Source organism: Pseudomonas kuykendallii, assembly GCF_900106975.1.
GTDB classification, from domain to species: Bacteria; Pseudomonadota; Gammaproteobacteria; order Pseudomonadales; family Pseudomonadaceae; genus Pseudomonas_O; species Pseudomonas_O kuykendallii.
In genome coordinates this window covers 242886-257504 of sequence record NZ_FNNU01000001.1, presented here as the reverse complement: position 1 = coordinate 257504, position 14619 = coordinate 242886, and the positions used below count along the sequence as shown (strand labels likewise).

Annotated in this window: 8 protein-coding genes; 3 read left to right on the top strand and 5 right to left on the bottom strand. The window is 67.4% G+C overall.

Going from position 1 to position 14619, the window contains the following annotated elements; genetic code table 11:
* Nucleotides 1–148 precede the first annotated feature (148 nt).
* Nucleotides 149–5050, top strand: coding sequence for an alpha-2-macroglobulin family protein (locus BLV15_RS01090; RefSeq protein WP_090223869.1), 4902 nt, complete (start codon nucleotides 149–151; stop codon nucleotides 5048–5050).
* 63 nt (nucleotides 5051–5113) lie between these two features.
* Here BLV15_RS01090 and BLV15_RS01085 read toward each other — a convergent pair whose 3' ends face one another.
* The 5 genes from BLV15_RS01085 to BLV15_RS01065 all read right to left on the bottom strand — a co-directional run bounded on the left by BLV15_RS01085 (nucleotide 5114) and on the right by BLV15_RS01065 (nucleotide 12506).
* Entirely contained in the window at nucleotides 5114–7180 is a 2067-nt protein-coding gene (locus BLV15_RS01085; RefSeq protein WP_090223868.1) for an EAL domain-containing response regulator, read from the bottom strand.
* Nucleotides 7181–7243: 63 nt separating this feature from the next.
* The gene (locus BLV15_RS01080; RefSeq protein ID WP_090223866.1) at nucleotides 7244–9055 is read right to left on the bottom strand and encodes a molecular chaperone; all 1812 of its coding nucleotides are present in this window, start codon (nucleotides 9053–9055) and stop codon (nucleotides 7244–7246) included.
* 147 nt (nucleotides 9056–9202) lie between these two features.
* On the bottom strand, nucleotides 9203–10108 hold the full coding sequence (gene asd, locus BLV15_RS01075) for an archaetidylserine decarboxylase (protein WP_090223864.1): 906 nt from the start codon (nucleotides 10106–10108) through the stop codon (nucleotides 9203–9205).
* 10 nt (nucleotides 10109–10118) lie between these two features.
* Nucleotides 10119–10934, bottom strand: coding sequence for a thiosulfate sulfurtransferase (gene rhdA / locus BLV15_RS01070; RefSeq protein ID WP_090223863.1), 816 nt, complete (start codon nucleotides 10932–10934; stop codon nucleotides 10119–10121).
* A 45-nt stretch (nucleotides 10935–10979) separates the two neighbouring features.
* Nucleotides 10980–12506 carry an HDOD domain-containing protein gene (locus BLV15_RS01065; protein WP_090223861.1) on the bottom strand — a complete coding sequence of 509 codons (1527 nt, stop codon included), beginning with the start codon at nucleotides 12504–12506 and terminating at the stop codon, nucleotides 10980–10982.
* A gap of 115 nt (nucleotides 12507–12621) precedes the next feature.
* Between BLV15_RS01065 and motA the strand changes: the two genes are divergently transcribed.
* Both motA and motB read left to right on the top strand, forming a co-directional pair.
* Nucleotides 12622–13473, top strand: a complete 852-nt coding sequence (gene motA, locus BLV15_RS01060; protein ID WP_090223859.1) for a flagellar motor stator protein MotA — start codon at nucleotides 12622–12624, stop codon at nucleotides 13471–13473.
* Between the two features lie 10 nt (nucleotides 13474–13483).
* The gene (gene motB / locus BLV15_RS01055) at nucleotides 13484–14614 is read left to right on the top strand and encodes a flagellar motor protein MotB (protein ID WP_090223857.1); all 1131 of its coding nucleotides are present in this window, start codon (nucleotides 13484–13486) and stop codon (nucleotides 14612–14614) included.
* Nucleotides 14615–14619 lie beyond the last annotated feature (5 nt).

Below are 14619 nucleotides of genomic sequence, written 5' to 3'. Positions count from 1 at the left end.
TGCTTCGTCCGGGCGCAGGGTGCCCGGTGGCGCATCGGCAGATGTGATGGCGTCTAACAATTCCTTCGTATTCTGGTCTCTATCCATTGCTTACCGCGGCGATACACGTACCCTGCGCCGATCCGCCTGCCCCTCCCTGGAGACTGTGATGCAGAAGAAAGGACTCTTCCTGGCCTTTGCCCTGATGCTGTTGAGCGCCTGCGATTCGTCGGCGCCGGAGAAGGCCGCCAGCGCGCCACCGGCGGCCGCCCCGGCGCAGCAGCCCGCCGCCGCGCAGCAGGATCGCGCGGCCCTGGCGCAGCGCTATGCCGGGCGCGAGCTGAGTGTCGCCGATGTCTCGGAAATCCAGGTCGAGGGCGCTTCCGCACTGTCGGTGAGCTTCAGCGTACCGCTGGACCCCGATCAGGCCTTCGCCGACAAACTGCATCTGGTCGACAGCAAGGACGGCAAGGTCGACGGCGCCTGGGAGCTCTCGGACAACCTCATGGAGCTGCGTCTGCGCCACCTCGAGCCGCAGCGCAAGCTGGTGCTGACGGTGGATGCCGGCCTGCGCGGGCTGGGCGGCTCCAGCCTCGCCACCGAGTACGTCGCGCGCCTGGAAACCCGTGACCTGCAGCCCAGCGTCGGCTTCGCCAGCGCCGGTTCGCTGCTGCCGACGCGGCTGGTGGAAGGCCTGCCGGTGATCGCGCTGAATGTCGACAAGGTCAACGTCGAGTTCTTCCGCATCAAGCCGGACAGTCTGCCGGCGTTCCTCGAACGCTGGGGCCGCCGCTCCGCGCTGGGCAGCTGGGAGGCCAGCGAACTGCTGCCGATGGCCGATCTGGTCTATGGCGGGCGCTTCGATCTGAATCCGGCGCGCAACACCCGCGAGAACCTGCTGCTGCCGATCGCCGGGCTCGAGCCGTTCAAGCAGCCGGGCGTCTACCTGGCGGTGATGCGCCAGGCCGGCGAATACAGCTACACGCAGCCGGCCACCTTGTTCACCCTGAGCGACATCGGCCTTTCCGCGCACCGCTACGCCAACCGTCTGGACGTGTTCACCCAGGCGCTGGAAGGCGGCAAGGCGCTGGACGGCATCACCCTGGAACTGCTCGACGACAAGGGCACGCTGCTGGCCAGCGGCAAGACCGAGAAGGGTGGCCACGCCGAACTGCCGCTCAAGGACAAGGCGCAGGTGCTGATCGCCCGCGACGGCGCGCAGACCAGCCTGCTGCGCATCGGCGCCCCGGCGCTGGACCTGGCCGAGTTCGACATCGCCGGCCCCGCCGCGCACCCGCTGCAATTCTTCGTCTTCGGCCCGCGTGACCTCTACCGCCCCGGCGAGACGGTCCTGCTCAACGCCCTGCTGCGCGACGCCGATGGCAAGCCGGTGGCGGCGCAACCGGTGAACGTCGAGGTACGCAAGCCCGATCAGCAACTCAGCCGCAAGTTCGTCTGGACGCCGGGCGAGGGTGGTTTCTACCAGTACCCGCTGGCGCTGGCCGCCGATGCACCGACCGGGCGCTGGCAGTTGCTGCTCGACCTGGGCGATGGCAAGCCGCAGCTCTATGAGTTCCTCGTCGAGGATTTCCTCCCCGAACGCCTGGCGCTGCACCTGCAAGGCAGCGACACGCCGCTGGCGCCGGGCGATACCGCGCAGTTCGAGGTCGAGGGCCGCTACCTCTACGGTGCGCCGGCGTCCGGCAACAAGCTGGGCGGCCAGCTCTACGTCCGGCCGCTGCGCGAAGCCGTGCCGGCGTTGCCCGGCTACCAGTTCGGCTCGGTCACCGAGGAAGAACTGAGCCAGGACCTGGACCTCGACGAAACCGCCCTGGATGCCGAGGGCAAGGCGACGCTGAGCCTCGACAGCCGCTGGGCCGAGGCGCGCTCGCCGTTGCAGCTGACGTTGCAGGCCAGCCTGCAGGAGTCCGGTGGGCGGCCGATCACCCGTCGCCTGGAGCAGCCGGTGTGGCCGGCCGAGCGCCTGCCGGGGCTGCGCGGGCTGTTCGACGGCGAGGAAGTGGACAGCGACAGCCAGGCCGAATTCGAGGTGCTTGTGGCCGACCCGAGCGGCCACAAGCTGGCCGCCGACGACCTCAAGGTGCGCCTGGTGCGCGAGCGCCGCGACTACTACTGGAACTTCTCCGCCGACGACGGCTGGAGTTATCACTACAACGAGAAGTACCTGAACCTCGCCGAGGAGAGCGTCTCGGTGGCCGCCGACGGCACCGCGAAAATCGCCTTCCCGGTGGAGTGGGGCCCGTATCGCGTCGAGGTTGAAGACCCGCAGACCGGGATGGTCAGCAGCCTGCGCTTCTGGGCCGGCTACCGCTGGCAGGACAACGCCGAGGGCGGCGCTGTACGTCCGGACCAGGTCAAGCTGGCGCTGGACAAGCCGGCCTATGCCGAGGGCAACACGGCGAAGGTCAGCGTGACGCCGCCGGCCGCCGGCAGCGGCTACCTGCTGGTGGAGTCCGCCGACGGCCCGCTGTGGTGGCAGGAAATCCAGGTGCCGGTCGAAGGCAAGACCTTCGAGGTGCCGATCGCCAAAGAGTGGGCGCGGCATGACCTGTACGTCAGCGCGCTGGTGATTCGCCCGGGCGAGCGGAAGAGCAACGCCACGCCGAAGCGCGCCGTCGGCCTGCTGCACCTGCCGCTGGAGCGCGCCCCGCGCAAACTGGCGCTGAGCCTGACGGCGCCGGACAAGATGCGCCCCAACCAGCCGCTTAAGGTCCGCGTGCAGGCGCACGACGCCGACGGCAGCGCGCCGCGGCAGGTACGCGTGCTGCTTGCCGCGGTGGACGCCGGCATCCTCAACATCACCGATTACCAGACCCCCGATCCCTTCGTCGCGATGTTCGGTCGCAAGGCCTACGGTGCCGACCAGCTGGACGTCTACGGGCAACTGATCGAGGGCGGCGGACGCCTGGCCAGCCTGGCTTTCGGCGGTGACGCCGCAGCCTTGAGCAAGGGTGGCAAGCCGCCGCAGACCAGCGTCAACATCGTCGCCCTGCAGAGCCAGCCGGTGACCCTGGATGACCAGGGCGAGGGCGAGATCAGCCTCGATATTCCCGATTTCAACGGCGAGCTGCGGCTGATGGCGCAGGCCTGGACCGACGAGCGCTTCGGCATGGCCGAGGCGAAGACGCTGGTCGCCGCGCCGCTGGTGGCTGAGCTGTCGGCGCCGCGCTTCCTCGCCGGCGGCGACGAAACCCGCCTGGCGCTGGACCTCAGCAACCTCTCGGGCAAGGCGCAGACGCTGCAAGTGAAGCTGCGCAGCGAAGGCCAACTGACGCTGGAGGGCGGCGAGTCGACGCTGCAGGTGAAACTGGACGAAGGCCAGCGCAGCACCCTGCGCATCCCGGTGCGCGCCCTCGGCGGCTACGGCCAGGGCAGCGTCACGGTCACCGTGGACGGGCTCGATCTGCCCGGCGAGAACCTGCCACCGCTGATCCGAAGCTGGACCCTCGGCGTGCGCCCGGCCTGGCCGGCGCAGACCGTCCGCTTCCAGACGCTGCTCAAGGGCGAGGGCTGGCAACTGCCGGCGGGCACCCTGGCGCAGTTCGATCCGGCCGGGCGCGAGGCGCTGCTCAGCGTGTCGAGCCGGCCGCCGCTCAACCTCGCCGAGCAGATCCGCGAGCTGCACGCCTATCCCTACGGCTGCCTGGAGCAGACCACCAGCGGCCTGTATCCCTCGCTGTATGCCGACGCCGGCACGCTGGCGCGCCTGGGCATCGCCGGCGAGCCGGAGGCGGTGCGTCGCCGCGCCATCGAGCTGGGCATCGAGCGCCTGCTCGGCATGCAGCGACACAACGGCAGCTTCGGCCTCTGGGGCGCGGACAGCGAGGAGGAATACTGGCTCACCGCCTACGTCACCGACTTCCTCCTGCGCGCTCGCGACCAGGGCTTCGGCGTGCCGCCGGATGCGCTGACCAGGGCCTCCCAGCGGTTGCTGCGCTACCTGCAGGAGCGCACGCTGATCGAGACCGGCTACAGCGACAACCTGGACGCCAGCCGTTTCGCCGTTCAGGCCTACGCCGGCTACGTGCTCGCACGCAGCCAGCAGGCGCCGCTGGGCGCCCTGCGTGCACTGTTCGACCGACGCGACGAGGCGCGCTCCGGACTGCCGCTGGTGCAACTGTCCATCGCCCTCAGGCAGATGGGCGATGCGCCGCGCGCCGAGCAGGCGCTGCATGCCGGGCTGAGCATCGGCCGCGACCGCAATGCCTGGCTCTCCGACTACGGCAGCCCGCTGCGCGACCAGGCGTTGATCTATGCGCTGCTGGAGGAGCAGGACCTGGTCCCGGCGCAGCGCGACGAGCGCCTGTTCGCCGTGGCCGAGGAACTGCGCAGCACGCGCTGGCTGTCGACCCAGGAGCGCAACGCGCTGTTCCTCGCCGGCCGCGGCGTGCTCGGCAAGCCCGAGCCGGACTGGAGCGCGCAGTTGCAGGTGGCCGGCCAGAGCCACGCGCTCAGTGCCGCGCAGCCGGGGCTGAAACTGGACGGCGAGGCACTGGCCGAGCCGCTGAGCCTGACCGGCACCGACGGCGTCACGCTGTATCAGCAGTTGAGCGTCTCGGGCTATCCGGCCAGCGAGCCGGCGCCGAGCAGCGAGAACCTCAGCATCGAGCGCGATTTCTACGACACCCGTGGCCGGGCGCTGGACCTGGCCGACCTGCGCAGCGGTGACCTGGTGCTGGTGCACCTCTCGATCCGCGCCAAGGAGCGCGTACCCGACGCGCTGGTGGTCGACCTGCTGCCGGCCGGCCTGGAACTGGAAAACCAGAACCTGGCGCAAAGCTCGGCCAGCCTGGAAGACGCCGGCGGGGCGTTGAAGGAATGGCAGCAGGACATGCAGAACGGCACGATCCGTCACCAGGAATTCCGCGACGACCGCTACGTCGCGGCGCTGGACGTGAACAGCTACGGGCCGACGCACCTGCTCTACCTGGCCCGCGCGGTCACCCCCGGCACCTATCGCGTGCCGCCGCCGCAGGTCGAGTCGATGTACCGCCCGAGCTGGCGCGCGCAGGGTGCGACGCCGTCGAGCCTGGTGGTGAAGGAACGCTGATCGGGAGGTTTCGGGCCAGCCGGCGCTGGCCCGAAGCCTGTCGTGCCCGCGCGGGGCCCCGGCTTACTCGTCCGCCGAGAACTCGTAGTCCATCGACTGGCTCGGGCCCTGCAGGTAGTAGCCCTGGATGTAGTTGACCCCGGCCTGCCACAGCGTCGCCAGCACGCTGGCGGTTTCGACGAAGGGCACGATGGTCAGCTTGGCCTGGGAGTGCAGGCTCGCGAGCAGGGTCTTCAGCGCTTCCTGGTTTTCCGCCTTGCTCAGGTCCTGGGCGTAGGAGCCGTCCACCTTCACGAAATCGACGTTCAGGTGTTTGAGCGTGTTGAACGGATTCACCGCGCAGCCGAACTGGCTCAGCGCGACCCGGCAATGCAGTTCGGCGAGCCCCTGGGTGAGCGCCTTGGCTTGCTTGAGGTAGTTGATCGCATCCGGCTCGGCGATCTGGAACACCAGGGTGTCGGCCGGCAGGCGCGCGGCCTGCAGTGCCACGCTGAGCCAGGGCAGCAGTGTCTGGTCCTGCAGGCTGGCGAGGGACAGGTGCACGAACAGCCGCGTGCTGTGGCCCTTGCTGCGGTGCTCGGCGAGCAGCTTGATCGAATGCAGGAATACCCAGCGATCGACCTTCTCGGCCAACCCGGCTTCCCGTGCGGCGTTGAGGAACTCCGAGGGCGGGATTTCCTCGCCCTGCGGGTTGAGCAGGCGCAACAGCACCTCGTAGTGCTCGTGATTGTCCCCGCGCAGGCTGATGATCGGCTGGAACAGCAGACGGAAACTGTTGTTTTCCAGCGCCTGCCTGAGCATGGCGACGATGTTGCCGCGGTTCGCCGCCGCCGCCAGTTCCTGCGCCGGGTTGTACAGCGCGATGGCGTTGCCGGCGCTCAGCTCGTCGGCGCAGCGGTGCGCGCGGTCGATGACTTCCTGGGCTTTCGGGGTCTTCTCGTTGAGGCCGGCGACGCCGATCGACAGGGTGATCTGCACCGTGCGGCCGTTGACCTCGAACAGGTGGCTCTCGACCTTCCTGAGCAGGTCGGCGAGCAGCGGCTGGGCCTGCTCCGGGGTGACGCCCGGCTGCAGCACGCTGAATACGTCGTCGCCGAAGCGCGCCAGTTGCGCATCCGCCGGGAAATGCCCGCGCAGCAGGTTGGCGACGTCGGCGAAGAGCATGTCGAGCTCGGCGATACCCAGGTCGGCGAGCTGCGCGGCGTACTGGTCGATCTTCAGGTAGGCCAGGCTGGTCGGCTGGCCGACGGTGACCGCGCGCTCGGCGGCGCTGTCCATCAGCTCGAGGAAGTAGGTGCGGTTGTACAGGCCGGTCACCAGGTCCTGGCTGCTGATCTCGCGCAGTCGCTCTTCCAGTTCGGCGTTGCCGGTCTCGGTGCGGATCACCACCTGGATGCAGGGTTCGCCGTCATAGGTGGCGGGTGACAGCTCCATGCGCGCCTTGAACTGCAGGCCGTCGGTCTTCACGCCCTGGCAGGTCAGGTGATCCTGGGTCTCGGCGCTGTGATAGTTCTTCAGGAAGTCCTTGAAGCTGGTCTGATCGCAGCCGGCGATCAGGTCGATCATCGGCATGCCTTCGAGGTCTTCGGCATCGTCGTAGCCGAACAGCTGCAAGTAGCTGCGGTTGGCGTAGATGTGCATGCCTTCGTGGACGTAGGCGATGGCATCGACCGAGCTTTCCAGCAGCAGCTGACAGCGCTTCTCGATCTCGCGCAGGGAAATCTCGGCGCGGCGGCGCGCGCGGCGTTCCTCGAGGTTGGCCAGCTCGCGGTTGGCGATCAGGATCAGGCGTTCGTCCTGGCCCTGGGGCAGCGCGTCCTGCGCCCCGAGCGCGAGGGCCTCGGTGATGTCGTCGAGGTCATTGCCCTCGAGCAACTGGATGACCGGGATGTCCTTGGCCTGGCGGCGGATCGCGCCGAGTGCTTCGTTGGGGTCGAGGTTCTCGCTGTGCGGCGCACTGATCAGCAGGTCCCAGCTCTGTTGCAGCGCCTCGGCGAGATCGTCGCTGGAGGTGAGCCGATGCACCCGCGTCGCCCGGCCGGAATTGCGGAACAGGCTGACCAGTCGCTCGGCTTCGTTCTGCGAGTCTTCGAGGATCAACAGGCGGATGGTTTTCTTTTCGGTAGCCATGAGCTGTTCTTAGAACCGTGCCGCAAGGGCGCGAGATGGCGACGAAGGTGCAGGCACGGGCATTTACAACGACTTCCAGAGCGAGTCGAAATCTTCCTCGGCCGGCCTGGTCTGGCCTTCGCCGGGTATCGTCGGCTTGTTCTGGTCTTCGCCGGGCTGCTCGACGCTGCGGTATTCGAACTGGCTGAAACTGCCTGTGCTGGTCTGGCGCAGACCCAGCACCGCCTTGTGTTCCTTGCCATTCAGGTTGATCTGCACCTTGCTGCCTTCCTGGAACGGCAGGCGCGGGGTGATCAGGGTCGCGGGGCGGGAAATCGCGCTGATTTCCGGCAGCAGCAGGGCGCGCAGATAGTGGCTGCTCTGCTCGGCGGCCTTGCGCACCAGTTGCAGCCCGCAGGTCTGTGCGTGCGGCGCGACCAGCTCGATGCCCATCTGCGTGCCGCCCCCGCGAACCTGGCGAATCCAGCGCACCACGCCCACGCTCCAGCCTTGTTCAGGGGAATCCTGCACGCCCAGCAACTCGCCGGCCTGCAACTGCTGCGGAACCTCCTTGGGCCACGCCAGGCAATACCCGCCGGGGCTGTGGTTGACGATCTGCAGGGCGAAGGTCGGGAAGCTTTCGTCGGCGGTGGTGTTGTTGTGTGAACCCTCTTCTCCGTGCACCGGCTGGTACTGGATTTCCTCGAACGGCATGCCGTTCTCCCAGTCCTGCATCGGCTGCGCATCGAAGGCGTTGGACCACACGTCCGGGCCGCCGGTGGTCGGCTTGAAGGTGGCGACGGTCACGGATTTCGGGCTTTTCAGGACTTCGGCGAAGGCACGCTTTCCCGAGAGGAAGTAGTGCACGGCGCTCATCCCGAGGCAGAGCGTCAGTGCGCCCTGGCCCGGAATGCGCTGGAAGGTGCGCTCGGAAATGTCGCCCCAGGCCGAGCCCAGGTGTTGCAGCAGGTCGGTGCTGACGCCGTCGGGCACCAGGAGGGGCGACTGATTGCGCTTCTCCGGGGGAAGGGCCAGGTAATCCTTGATGGCGTCCACCAGCGGCGTCGGGTCGATCCCCAGCAGGCGCTGCTGTTCCTGGGCGCTGAACAGCGTCTTGTAGCGGGGCGGCCCATCCAGCTGCGGCGCCACCGCGAACAGGCTGCTCGGCAGGTCGGCGGGCTGCAGCTTGACCAGTTGGCTCCAGGGCTCGAGCACTTCGGCCAGGCGCGCGATGCCGCTCTGACGCATCTGGTTGGCGCGGGCACAGCCGATCAGCAATCCGACGAGGTACGACTGCTCGACGCTCAGGGTCTGTGTGTGGCGAGCCAGGGGGTCGCGTACGGTGGTTTTCTGCAGATTATGGTCGCGGGCGATCTGGTAGATCTGGTGCAGCTCCAGCCAGAGGCCTTCCGGCACCGGACAATACAGCTGGCTGGCGCGGATCAGCGGGCCGCAGAGCGCGTGGATCGCGCGTTGCAGGCAGGCGGCGAGCAGTTGCGAACGGTCCTTGGAGTAGCGCGGCACGACGCGCGCGATGATCAGCTTGTAGCCGATCGCCAGATGGTTCTGCAGCGCCTGGCAGAGGTTGGCGACCTTGCGCGGCCGCTCGTCGAGGACGATCGCCTGATTGAGGAAGTGGCGTTCCAGGTGTTGGCAGACGAAGTAGATCTCCGGACGCAGCAGTTCGAGCAGCTGCAGGCGGTTTTCCACCGGAGTGACCAACTGATTGAGCTCGACCAGACACTGATAGAGCTGCCGCGCGGTTTCACCGATGTTGGCTTTCGGCAGCCCGGCGATCCAGCGCTTGAGGTCCTTGGGGGAGGCGTCGCAAAAGGTCAGGCTTTGCTGACTGGGCGTCGGAACACGTAATAACAGGTGGGGACTCTGTTTATCCATGTAAAACCAGTACTCCGACGCTGCGCGGGTAAAAATTAGTGAATTTCCAGAACTTTAGCAGCATCACGAGGCGTCCGCAGCCATTCTGACATCACTGCGGCGCCTGCGCCGGTGCTTTCGCCCCGGCGCATTGATTCGCGGCACCTTTCAGAGCGGCGGCAGCGGGTCGCCGGGGGCTGCGTCCAGCGCCGGAGCGGTTTTCGCCTGCGCCAACGACTGGCCCATGCATACCGGCGTCAGTGCGGCGAGCTGTTCCGCCCAGCTCACCTGTTCCGGCCCGAACAGCAGGATCACGGTGGAGCCCAGCTTGAAGCGGCCCATCTCGGCGCCTTTCTCCAGATGGATCGGTGCGCGCGCGGTCTCGTCGTAGCGCCAGCTGCGCAGGGTTCGCTTCGGCGGCGTGACCAGCCCGGCCCAGACGGTTTCGATGCTCGCGACGATCATCGCGCCGACCAGCACCATCGCCATTGGCCCCCGCTCGGTATCGAACAGGCAGACCACCCGCTCGTTGCGGGCGAAGAGTTCCGGCACGTTCTGCGCGGTGACGGTGTTCACCGAGAAGATCCTGCCGGGAACGTGAACCATCTCGCGCAGGGTGCCGGCCAGCGGCATGTGAATGCGGTGGTAGTCCTTGGGCGACAGATAGATGGTGGCGAACTCGCCGCCCATGAAGGGCGCCGCGCGCTCGGCGTCGCCGCCGAGCAGTTCGAGTACGCTGTAGTTGTGGCCCTTGGCCTGGAAGATGCGCCCGCTTTCGATCGGACCGAGCTGGCTGATCGCCCCGTCGACCGGGCAGATGACCGCGTTCGGCGTCGGGTCGAGCGGACGCGCTCCGTCTTTCAGGGCGCGGGTGAAGAAGGCGTTGAAGTTCTCGTAGGTGGTGGGGTCTTCGACCCGCGCCTGGCTCATGTCGACCTGGAAGTGACGCACGAACGCAGTGATGAAGGCGTTCTTCAACCAGCCGACCCGGCACTCGGCCAGGCAGCCGGCGAGCCGCGAGAGCAGGTGATGCGGGGTGATGTACTGGATGAAGATGAACAGGCGATCTTTCATTGAATTGTCCTTAGCGCTCGACGGGGGTGTCGGGGTGGTTGCCCCATTCCGACCAGGAGCCGGCGTAACCCTTGACCCGCGGGTAGCCCAGCGCCTTGGCCACCAGATAGGTGAAGCCGGAGCGATGGTGGGTCTGGCAGTGGGTGATGATTTCCTTGTCGGGGGTGATCCCCAGCGCGGCGATGCGCTCGCCGATATCCTCGCGGATGCGCAACGCGCGCGCCGGGTCCATGCCCGCGGTCCATTCGAAGTTGATCGCGCCGGGCACGTGCCCGCCCTTGGCCGCGAGGACCTTCTCGCCGCTGTACTCCAGCGGGCCGCGGGCGTCCCAGACGACCAGGTCGTCGGTGCCGAGGCGGCTCTGCAGGTAGTCGCGGCTGGCGGTGGGCTCCTCATGCAGCGCCAGCGGCAGCGGGCCGCCGACCACAGCCGGAACCTCGGTGCTCAGCGGCAGGCCCTCGCCCAGCCAGGCCGGCAATCCGCCGTTGAGGTAGTGGTAATGCCGGTGTCCGATCACGTCGAGCAGCCAGATGAAGCGGCCGGCCCAGCCGCCGCCCTCGTCGTCGTAGACCACGTAGACGGCTTCCTCTCGGTGCCCGAGTTCGCCGAACAGACGCTCGAGGTCGGCCTGCGGCGGCACCAGGCCAGGCGCCGAAGCCTGGCCCGACTGGGTGCGTTTGGGGTCGACGAAGCGGGCGCCGGGCAGGTGCCCTTCGGCATAGCGCGCGGTGCTGGTCAGATCGACCAGGATCAGCTCGGGAGCTTTCAGGCGGCTGGCCAGATCGCTGGGCTCTATCACCAGGGGCAGGGTGGAGAACGTGGACATTGCGGACCCTTCGGAAAAGGAAGAGGGCCGATTGTAGCGGAAAGCTCAGTGCCCGCGCCGGGCGAAGCTGGCCAGCGCGCGCTCGATGCATTGCACGGTTTTGCCGAACGCCTGCAGGCTGACATCGGCGAACGGCAGCCCGTCCTGATCGAGCGCCAGCAGCAGGGTGACCTTGCCCTTGTGCGCGATCGAGCGCAGCAACAGGTGCTCGCCGGGGAACAGGGCTTTCAGACCGTCCGGAATCAGCGCCGCATACTGGGCGCGGTTCTGCGGATTCAGGCGCAGTTGCCCTGGCGCGCTCACCAGGCGCTGCAGCACCTGGCTGTTCGCCGGGGCGAGGTTCAGCTGCGCGGCGTCCTTCGGCAGGCCGAAGGTCTGCTGGACCGACAGGCGCTGGTGGCTGCGATCGACGAGCAGCAGCATCCCGCGGCGCATGCCACAGGCTTTCAGGGCGGCGCTGGCGGCGACCAATAGTTGCTGGAGGTTGGCGAAGCCGCTCGGCTCGGCCAGCAGTTCGCCGCATCGCTTGCGCCACTCCGCGAGTTGCTCGGCCTTGGGTGGGGCGGCCTGTGCGGGCGCCTGCTGCAGACGGCGCGCCTGCCAGGGCCAGATCAGCGCCTGCGCCGGGTGCCAGAGATCGGCGTCGCAGCGGTGCAGGCGTGCGCTGGTCGCGGCCTGCTGATGAATCGCCTGCTGCAGCTCATCCAGCGGCATCTGCAGGTAGAGCCCGGCCCAGCGCTGCCAGCGCAGGCTGTGCGGGCTGTCCCAGGCGTCGTGCGCGGACAGCGCCAGGCCGTTGGCCAGCAGCACCGTGTTGGAGGGCTGGGTCAGCCAGCGGCGCAGCGGCGGGTCGGCATCGAGCAACTGTTGCTGGTGCAGCGGATGGGCGTTCTCCCTGGCGATATGCAGTGCCTTGACCAGCAGTCGGCGGTCGTTGCCCAGCAGGCGATAGCCCTGGACGATCCACGCCGGCAGCCGCCAGTGTTCGGCCAGCGCCTGGCACAGGCGCACAGCAGGCACGCCGAGCAGGTCGCGTTCGACCTTGCTCGCCGGTTCGTGCTGGCCGAGCACACGCCGCTCCCAGGTGGCGAAGAGTGTCGGGTGCGCCACCAGCAGCGGCCACAGCGGCGAGAGGAACAACAGGCTGCCCCAATGGATTTCCTGCCAGAGCCGCGCCAGGCGCGCGCCGAACAACCCGCTGGCTTGCTGGCTGGCATGCTGGCCTATCAGCTGCATCTGGCGCAGCGATTGGGGAATCTGCCGTTCGTCGACGGCCGGCAGGCGCTGCAACAGCTCCTCGGCACGCTTGAGGCCCAGTCGGGTGAGGGCCTGCTCGAGGCTTTCCGCCGGCTCGCCCAATGCCCCGGTCCGACGATTCGCTTCGCGCAGCACCGCAAGTGCCAAGGCTGGGCTATCTTCAATCAGGTCGGCGATCTCACGCAGTGATCGCTGGTTGTCGGAGAGTGCCAGACTCACCTGGCGATGATGGCCCGCCGGTATCGGCAGGCGAATGTCATCGAGTTGCTTGAGCCAACCTTCTAGCGTGCGGGGTACGGGCAATTCGGTCGGCATGGCGGGGTCGGCTGGCTTTTACCCGGGAGGGCCTATAGTCTGGCGCAAATTTTCCGATAAATAGAAGGGCTGTTTTGGCAGCTCCCCTTTCTATTCCTCTCAAGCGTCCCTTTTTATGGCAAAAATCATCGGCATCATCGTCGTATTCGCCAGCGTGCTCGGCGGATACGTGCTTTCCCACGGCAAGATCGGCGCGCTCATCCAGCCGTTCGAAGTCATGATCATCGGCGGCGCGGCGCTGGGGGCCTTCCTCCAGGCCAACCCCGGCAGCACCTTCATGCATGTGTTCAAGAAGTCGCTGAAGATGTTCGGTTCGCGCTTCAACCACGCCTACTACCTGGAAATCCTCAAGCTGCTCTACGAGATCCTCAACAAGAGTCGCCGCGAGGGGATGATGGCCATCGAGGCCGATGTCGAGGACCCCGCCGCCAGCCCGATCTTCAGCAAGTACCCCGGCATCCTCAAGGACGCCGGAATGACCGCCTACATCTGCGACTACCTGCGCATCATGTCGTCCGGCAACATGGCGCCGCACGAGTTGGAGGGGCTCTTCGACATGGAGCTCGCCAGCATCAAGGAGGAACTGGAGCATCCGGCCCACGCGGTCAACCGTGTCGCGGACGGCCTGCCGGGTTTCGGTATCGTCGCCGCGGTGCTGGGCATCGTGGTCACCATGGCGCTGCTCGGCGAAGTGGCTCAGGCCGAGCTTGGCACCCACGTCGGCGCGGCGCTGGTCGGCACCTTTCTCGGTATTCTCGCGGCCTACGGCTTCTTCGGCCCGCTCTCGGTCTCGCTGGAACACGATGCCAAGGAAGAGCTGAACGTATACGAGGCGATCAAGGCAACGCTGGTTTCCTCAGCATCCGGCATGCCGCCGACCCTTGCGGTGGAGTTCGGGCGCAAGGTGCTGTTCCCGGCGCACCGGCCGAGTTTCACCGAGCTCGAACAGGCGATGCGCGGCAGCTGAGGCCTGAACCATGGAAAACAACCAGCCGATCATCGTAAAGCGGGTCAAGAAGATCGCCGGCGGGCACCACGGCGGTGCCTGGAAGATCGCCTTCGCCGACTTCGCGACCGCCATGATGGCGTTCTTCCTGGTGCTCTGGCTGATGTCCTCGGCCACCCCCGAGCAGAAGAAGGCCATCGCCGGCTACTTCCAGGACCCGATCGGCTTCACCGAAAGCGCCAGCCCCTACGTGATCGATCTTGGCGGTACGCCGACGCCGGCGCCGGATCGCACCCTCAACCCGGAAATCCAGGCCCAGCCCGACGGCGACGAGACCCGCATCAGCCCGGACAGCGAAGACCTCAAGCTGCAGGGCGAGCAGACCAAGGACCCGAGCAAGCTCGATGCGGAGACGATCGAGGCGCAGAAGGCGGAAAAACTCGCCGAACAGGTGGAAAACGAGCGCCTCGAACTACTGCTGCAGGAGCTGCAGAACAAGGTCGACGAAAGCCCCGAGCTGAAGCGCTTCAAGGACCAGATCCTGTTCGAGATCACCCCCAACGGGTTGCGCATCCAGATCCAGGACGCCGCCAACCGGCCGATGTTCGCCTTGGGCAGTGCACAGTTGCAGCCGTATTTCGAGGACATCCTGCTGAGCATGTCCGACACCATCAAGGCGGTGCCGAACAAGATCAGCATCAGCGGGCATACCGATGCCACGCCCTTCGTCGGTGGCGCGGGCGGGATGGGCAACTGGGAGCTTTCCGCCGGGCGCGCGAACGCCGCGCGCCGCGCGCTGGTGACCGGCGGCTATCCGGAGGAGCAGGTGGCTCGGGTGGTCGGCTATGCCTCGTCGGTGCCTTTCGATCGCGAAAATCCGCTGAATCCGGTCAACCGTCGGATCGACATCACGGTGCTGACGAAGAAGGCCGAGCGCGCCATCGAAGGCAGCCAGAGCCCCGGCGGCCAGCCGCCGGCGGATAAGCAAAAGCCTGCCGAGCCTGAGGCCGCTCCCACTCACGAGCCGGGCATGCCGGTTCCCGCCCCCGCGTCGGGCGGAGCGCCCGGTGCTTCGAATGCGGCGCCGTCGCCGGGTGTCGCTACGCGGCAGAACGTCTTCGAACAGGGTGGATTGCGCGTGGAGCGCCGCGCCGATCGGTAAACCGC

Excerpts from the sequence above, each read along its gene's own strand:
- BLV15_RS01090 (WP_090223869.1), top strand. The coding sequence starts at position 149 with ATGCAGAAGAAAGGACTCTTCCTGGCCTTTGCCCTGATGCTGTTGAGC.
- BLV15_RS01085 (WP_090223868.1), bottom strand. The coding sequence starts at position 7,180 with ATGGCTACCGAAAAGAAAACCATCCGCCTGTTGATCCTCGAAGACTCG.
- BLV15_RS01080 (WP_090223866.1), bottom strand. The coding sequence starts at position 9,055 with ATGGATAAACAGAGTCCCCACCTGTTATTACGTGTTCCGACGCCCAGT.
- asd (WP_090223864.1), bottom strand. The coding sequence starts at position 10,108 with ATGAAAGATCGCCTGTTCATCTTCATCCAGTACATCACCCCGCATCAC.
- rhdA (WP_090223863.1), bottom strand. The coding sequence starts at position 10,934 with ATGTCCACGTTCTCCACCCTGCCCCTGGTGATAGAGCCCAGCGATCTG.
- BLV15_RS01065 (WP_090223861.1), bottom strand. The coding sequence starts at position 12,506 with ATGCCGACCGAATTGCCCGTACCCCGCACGCTAGAAGGTTGGCTCAAG.
- motA (WP_090223859.1), top strand. The coding sequence starts at position 12,622 with ATGGCAAAAATCATCGGCATCATCGTCGTATTCGCCAGCGTGCTCGGC.
- motB (WP_090223857.1), top strand. The coding sequence starts at position 13,484 with ATGGAAAACAACCAGCCGATCATCGTAAAGCGGGTCAAGAAGATCGCC.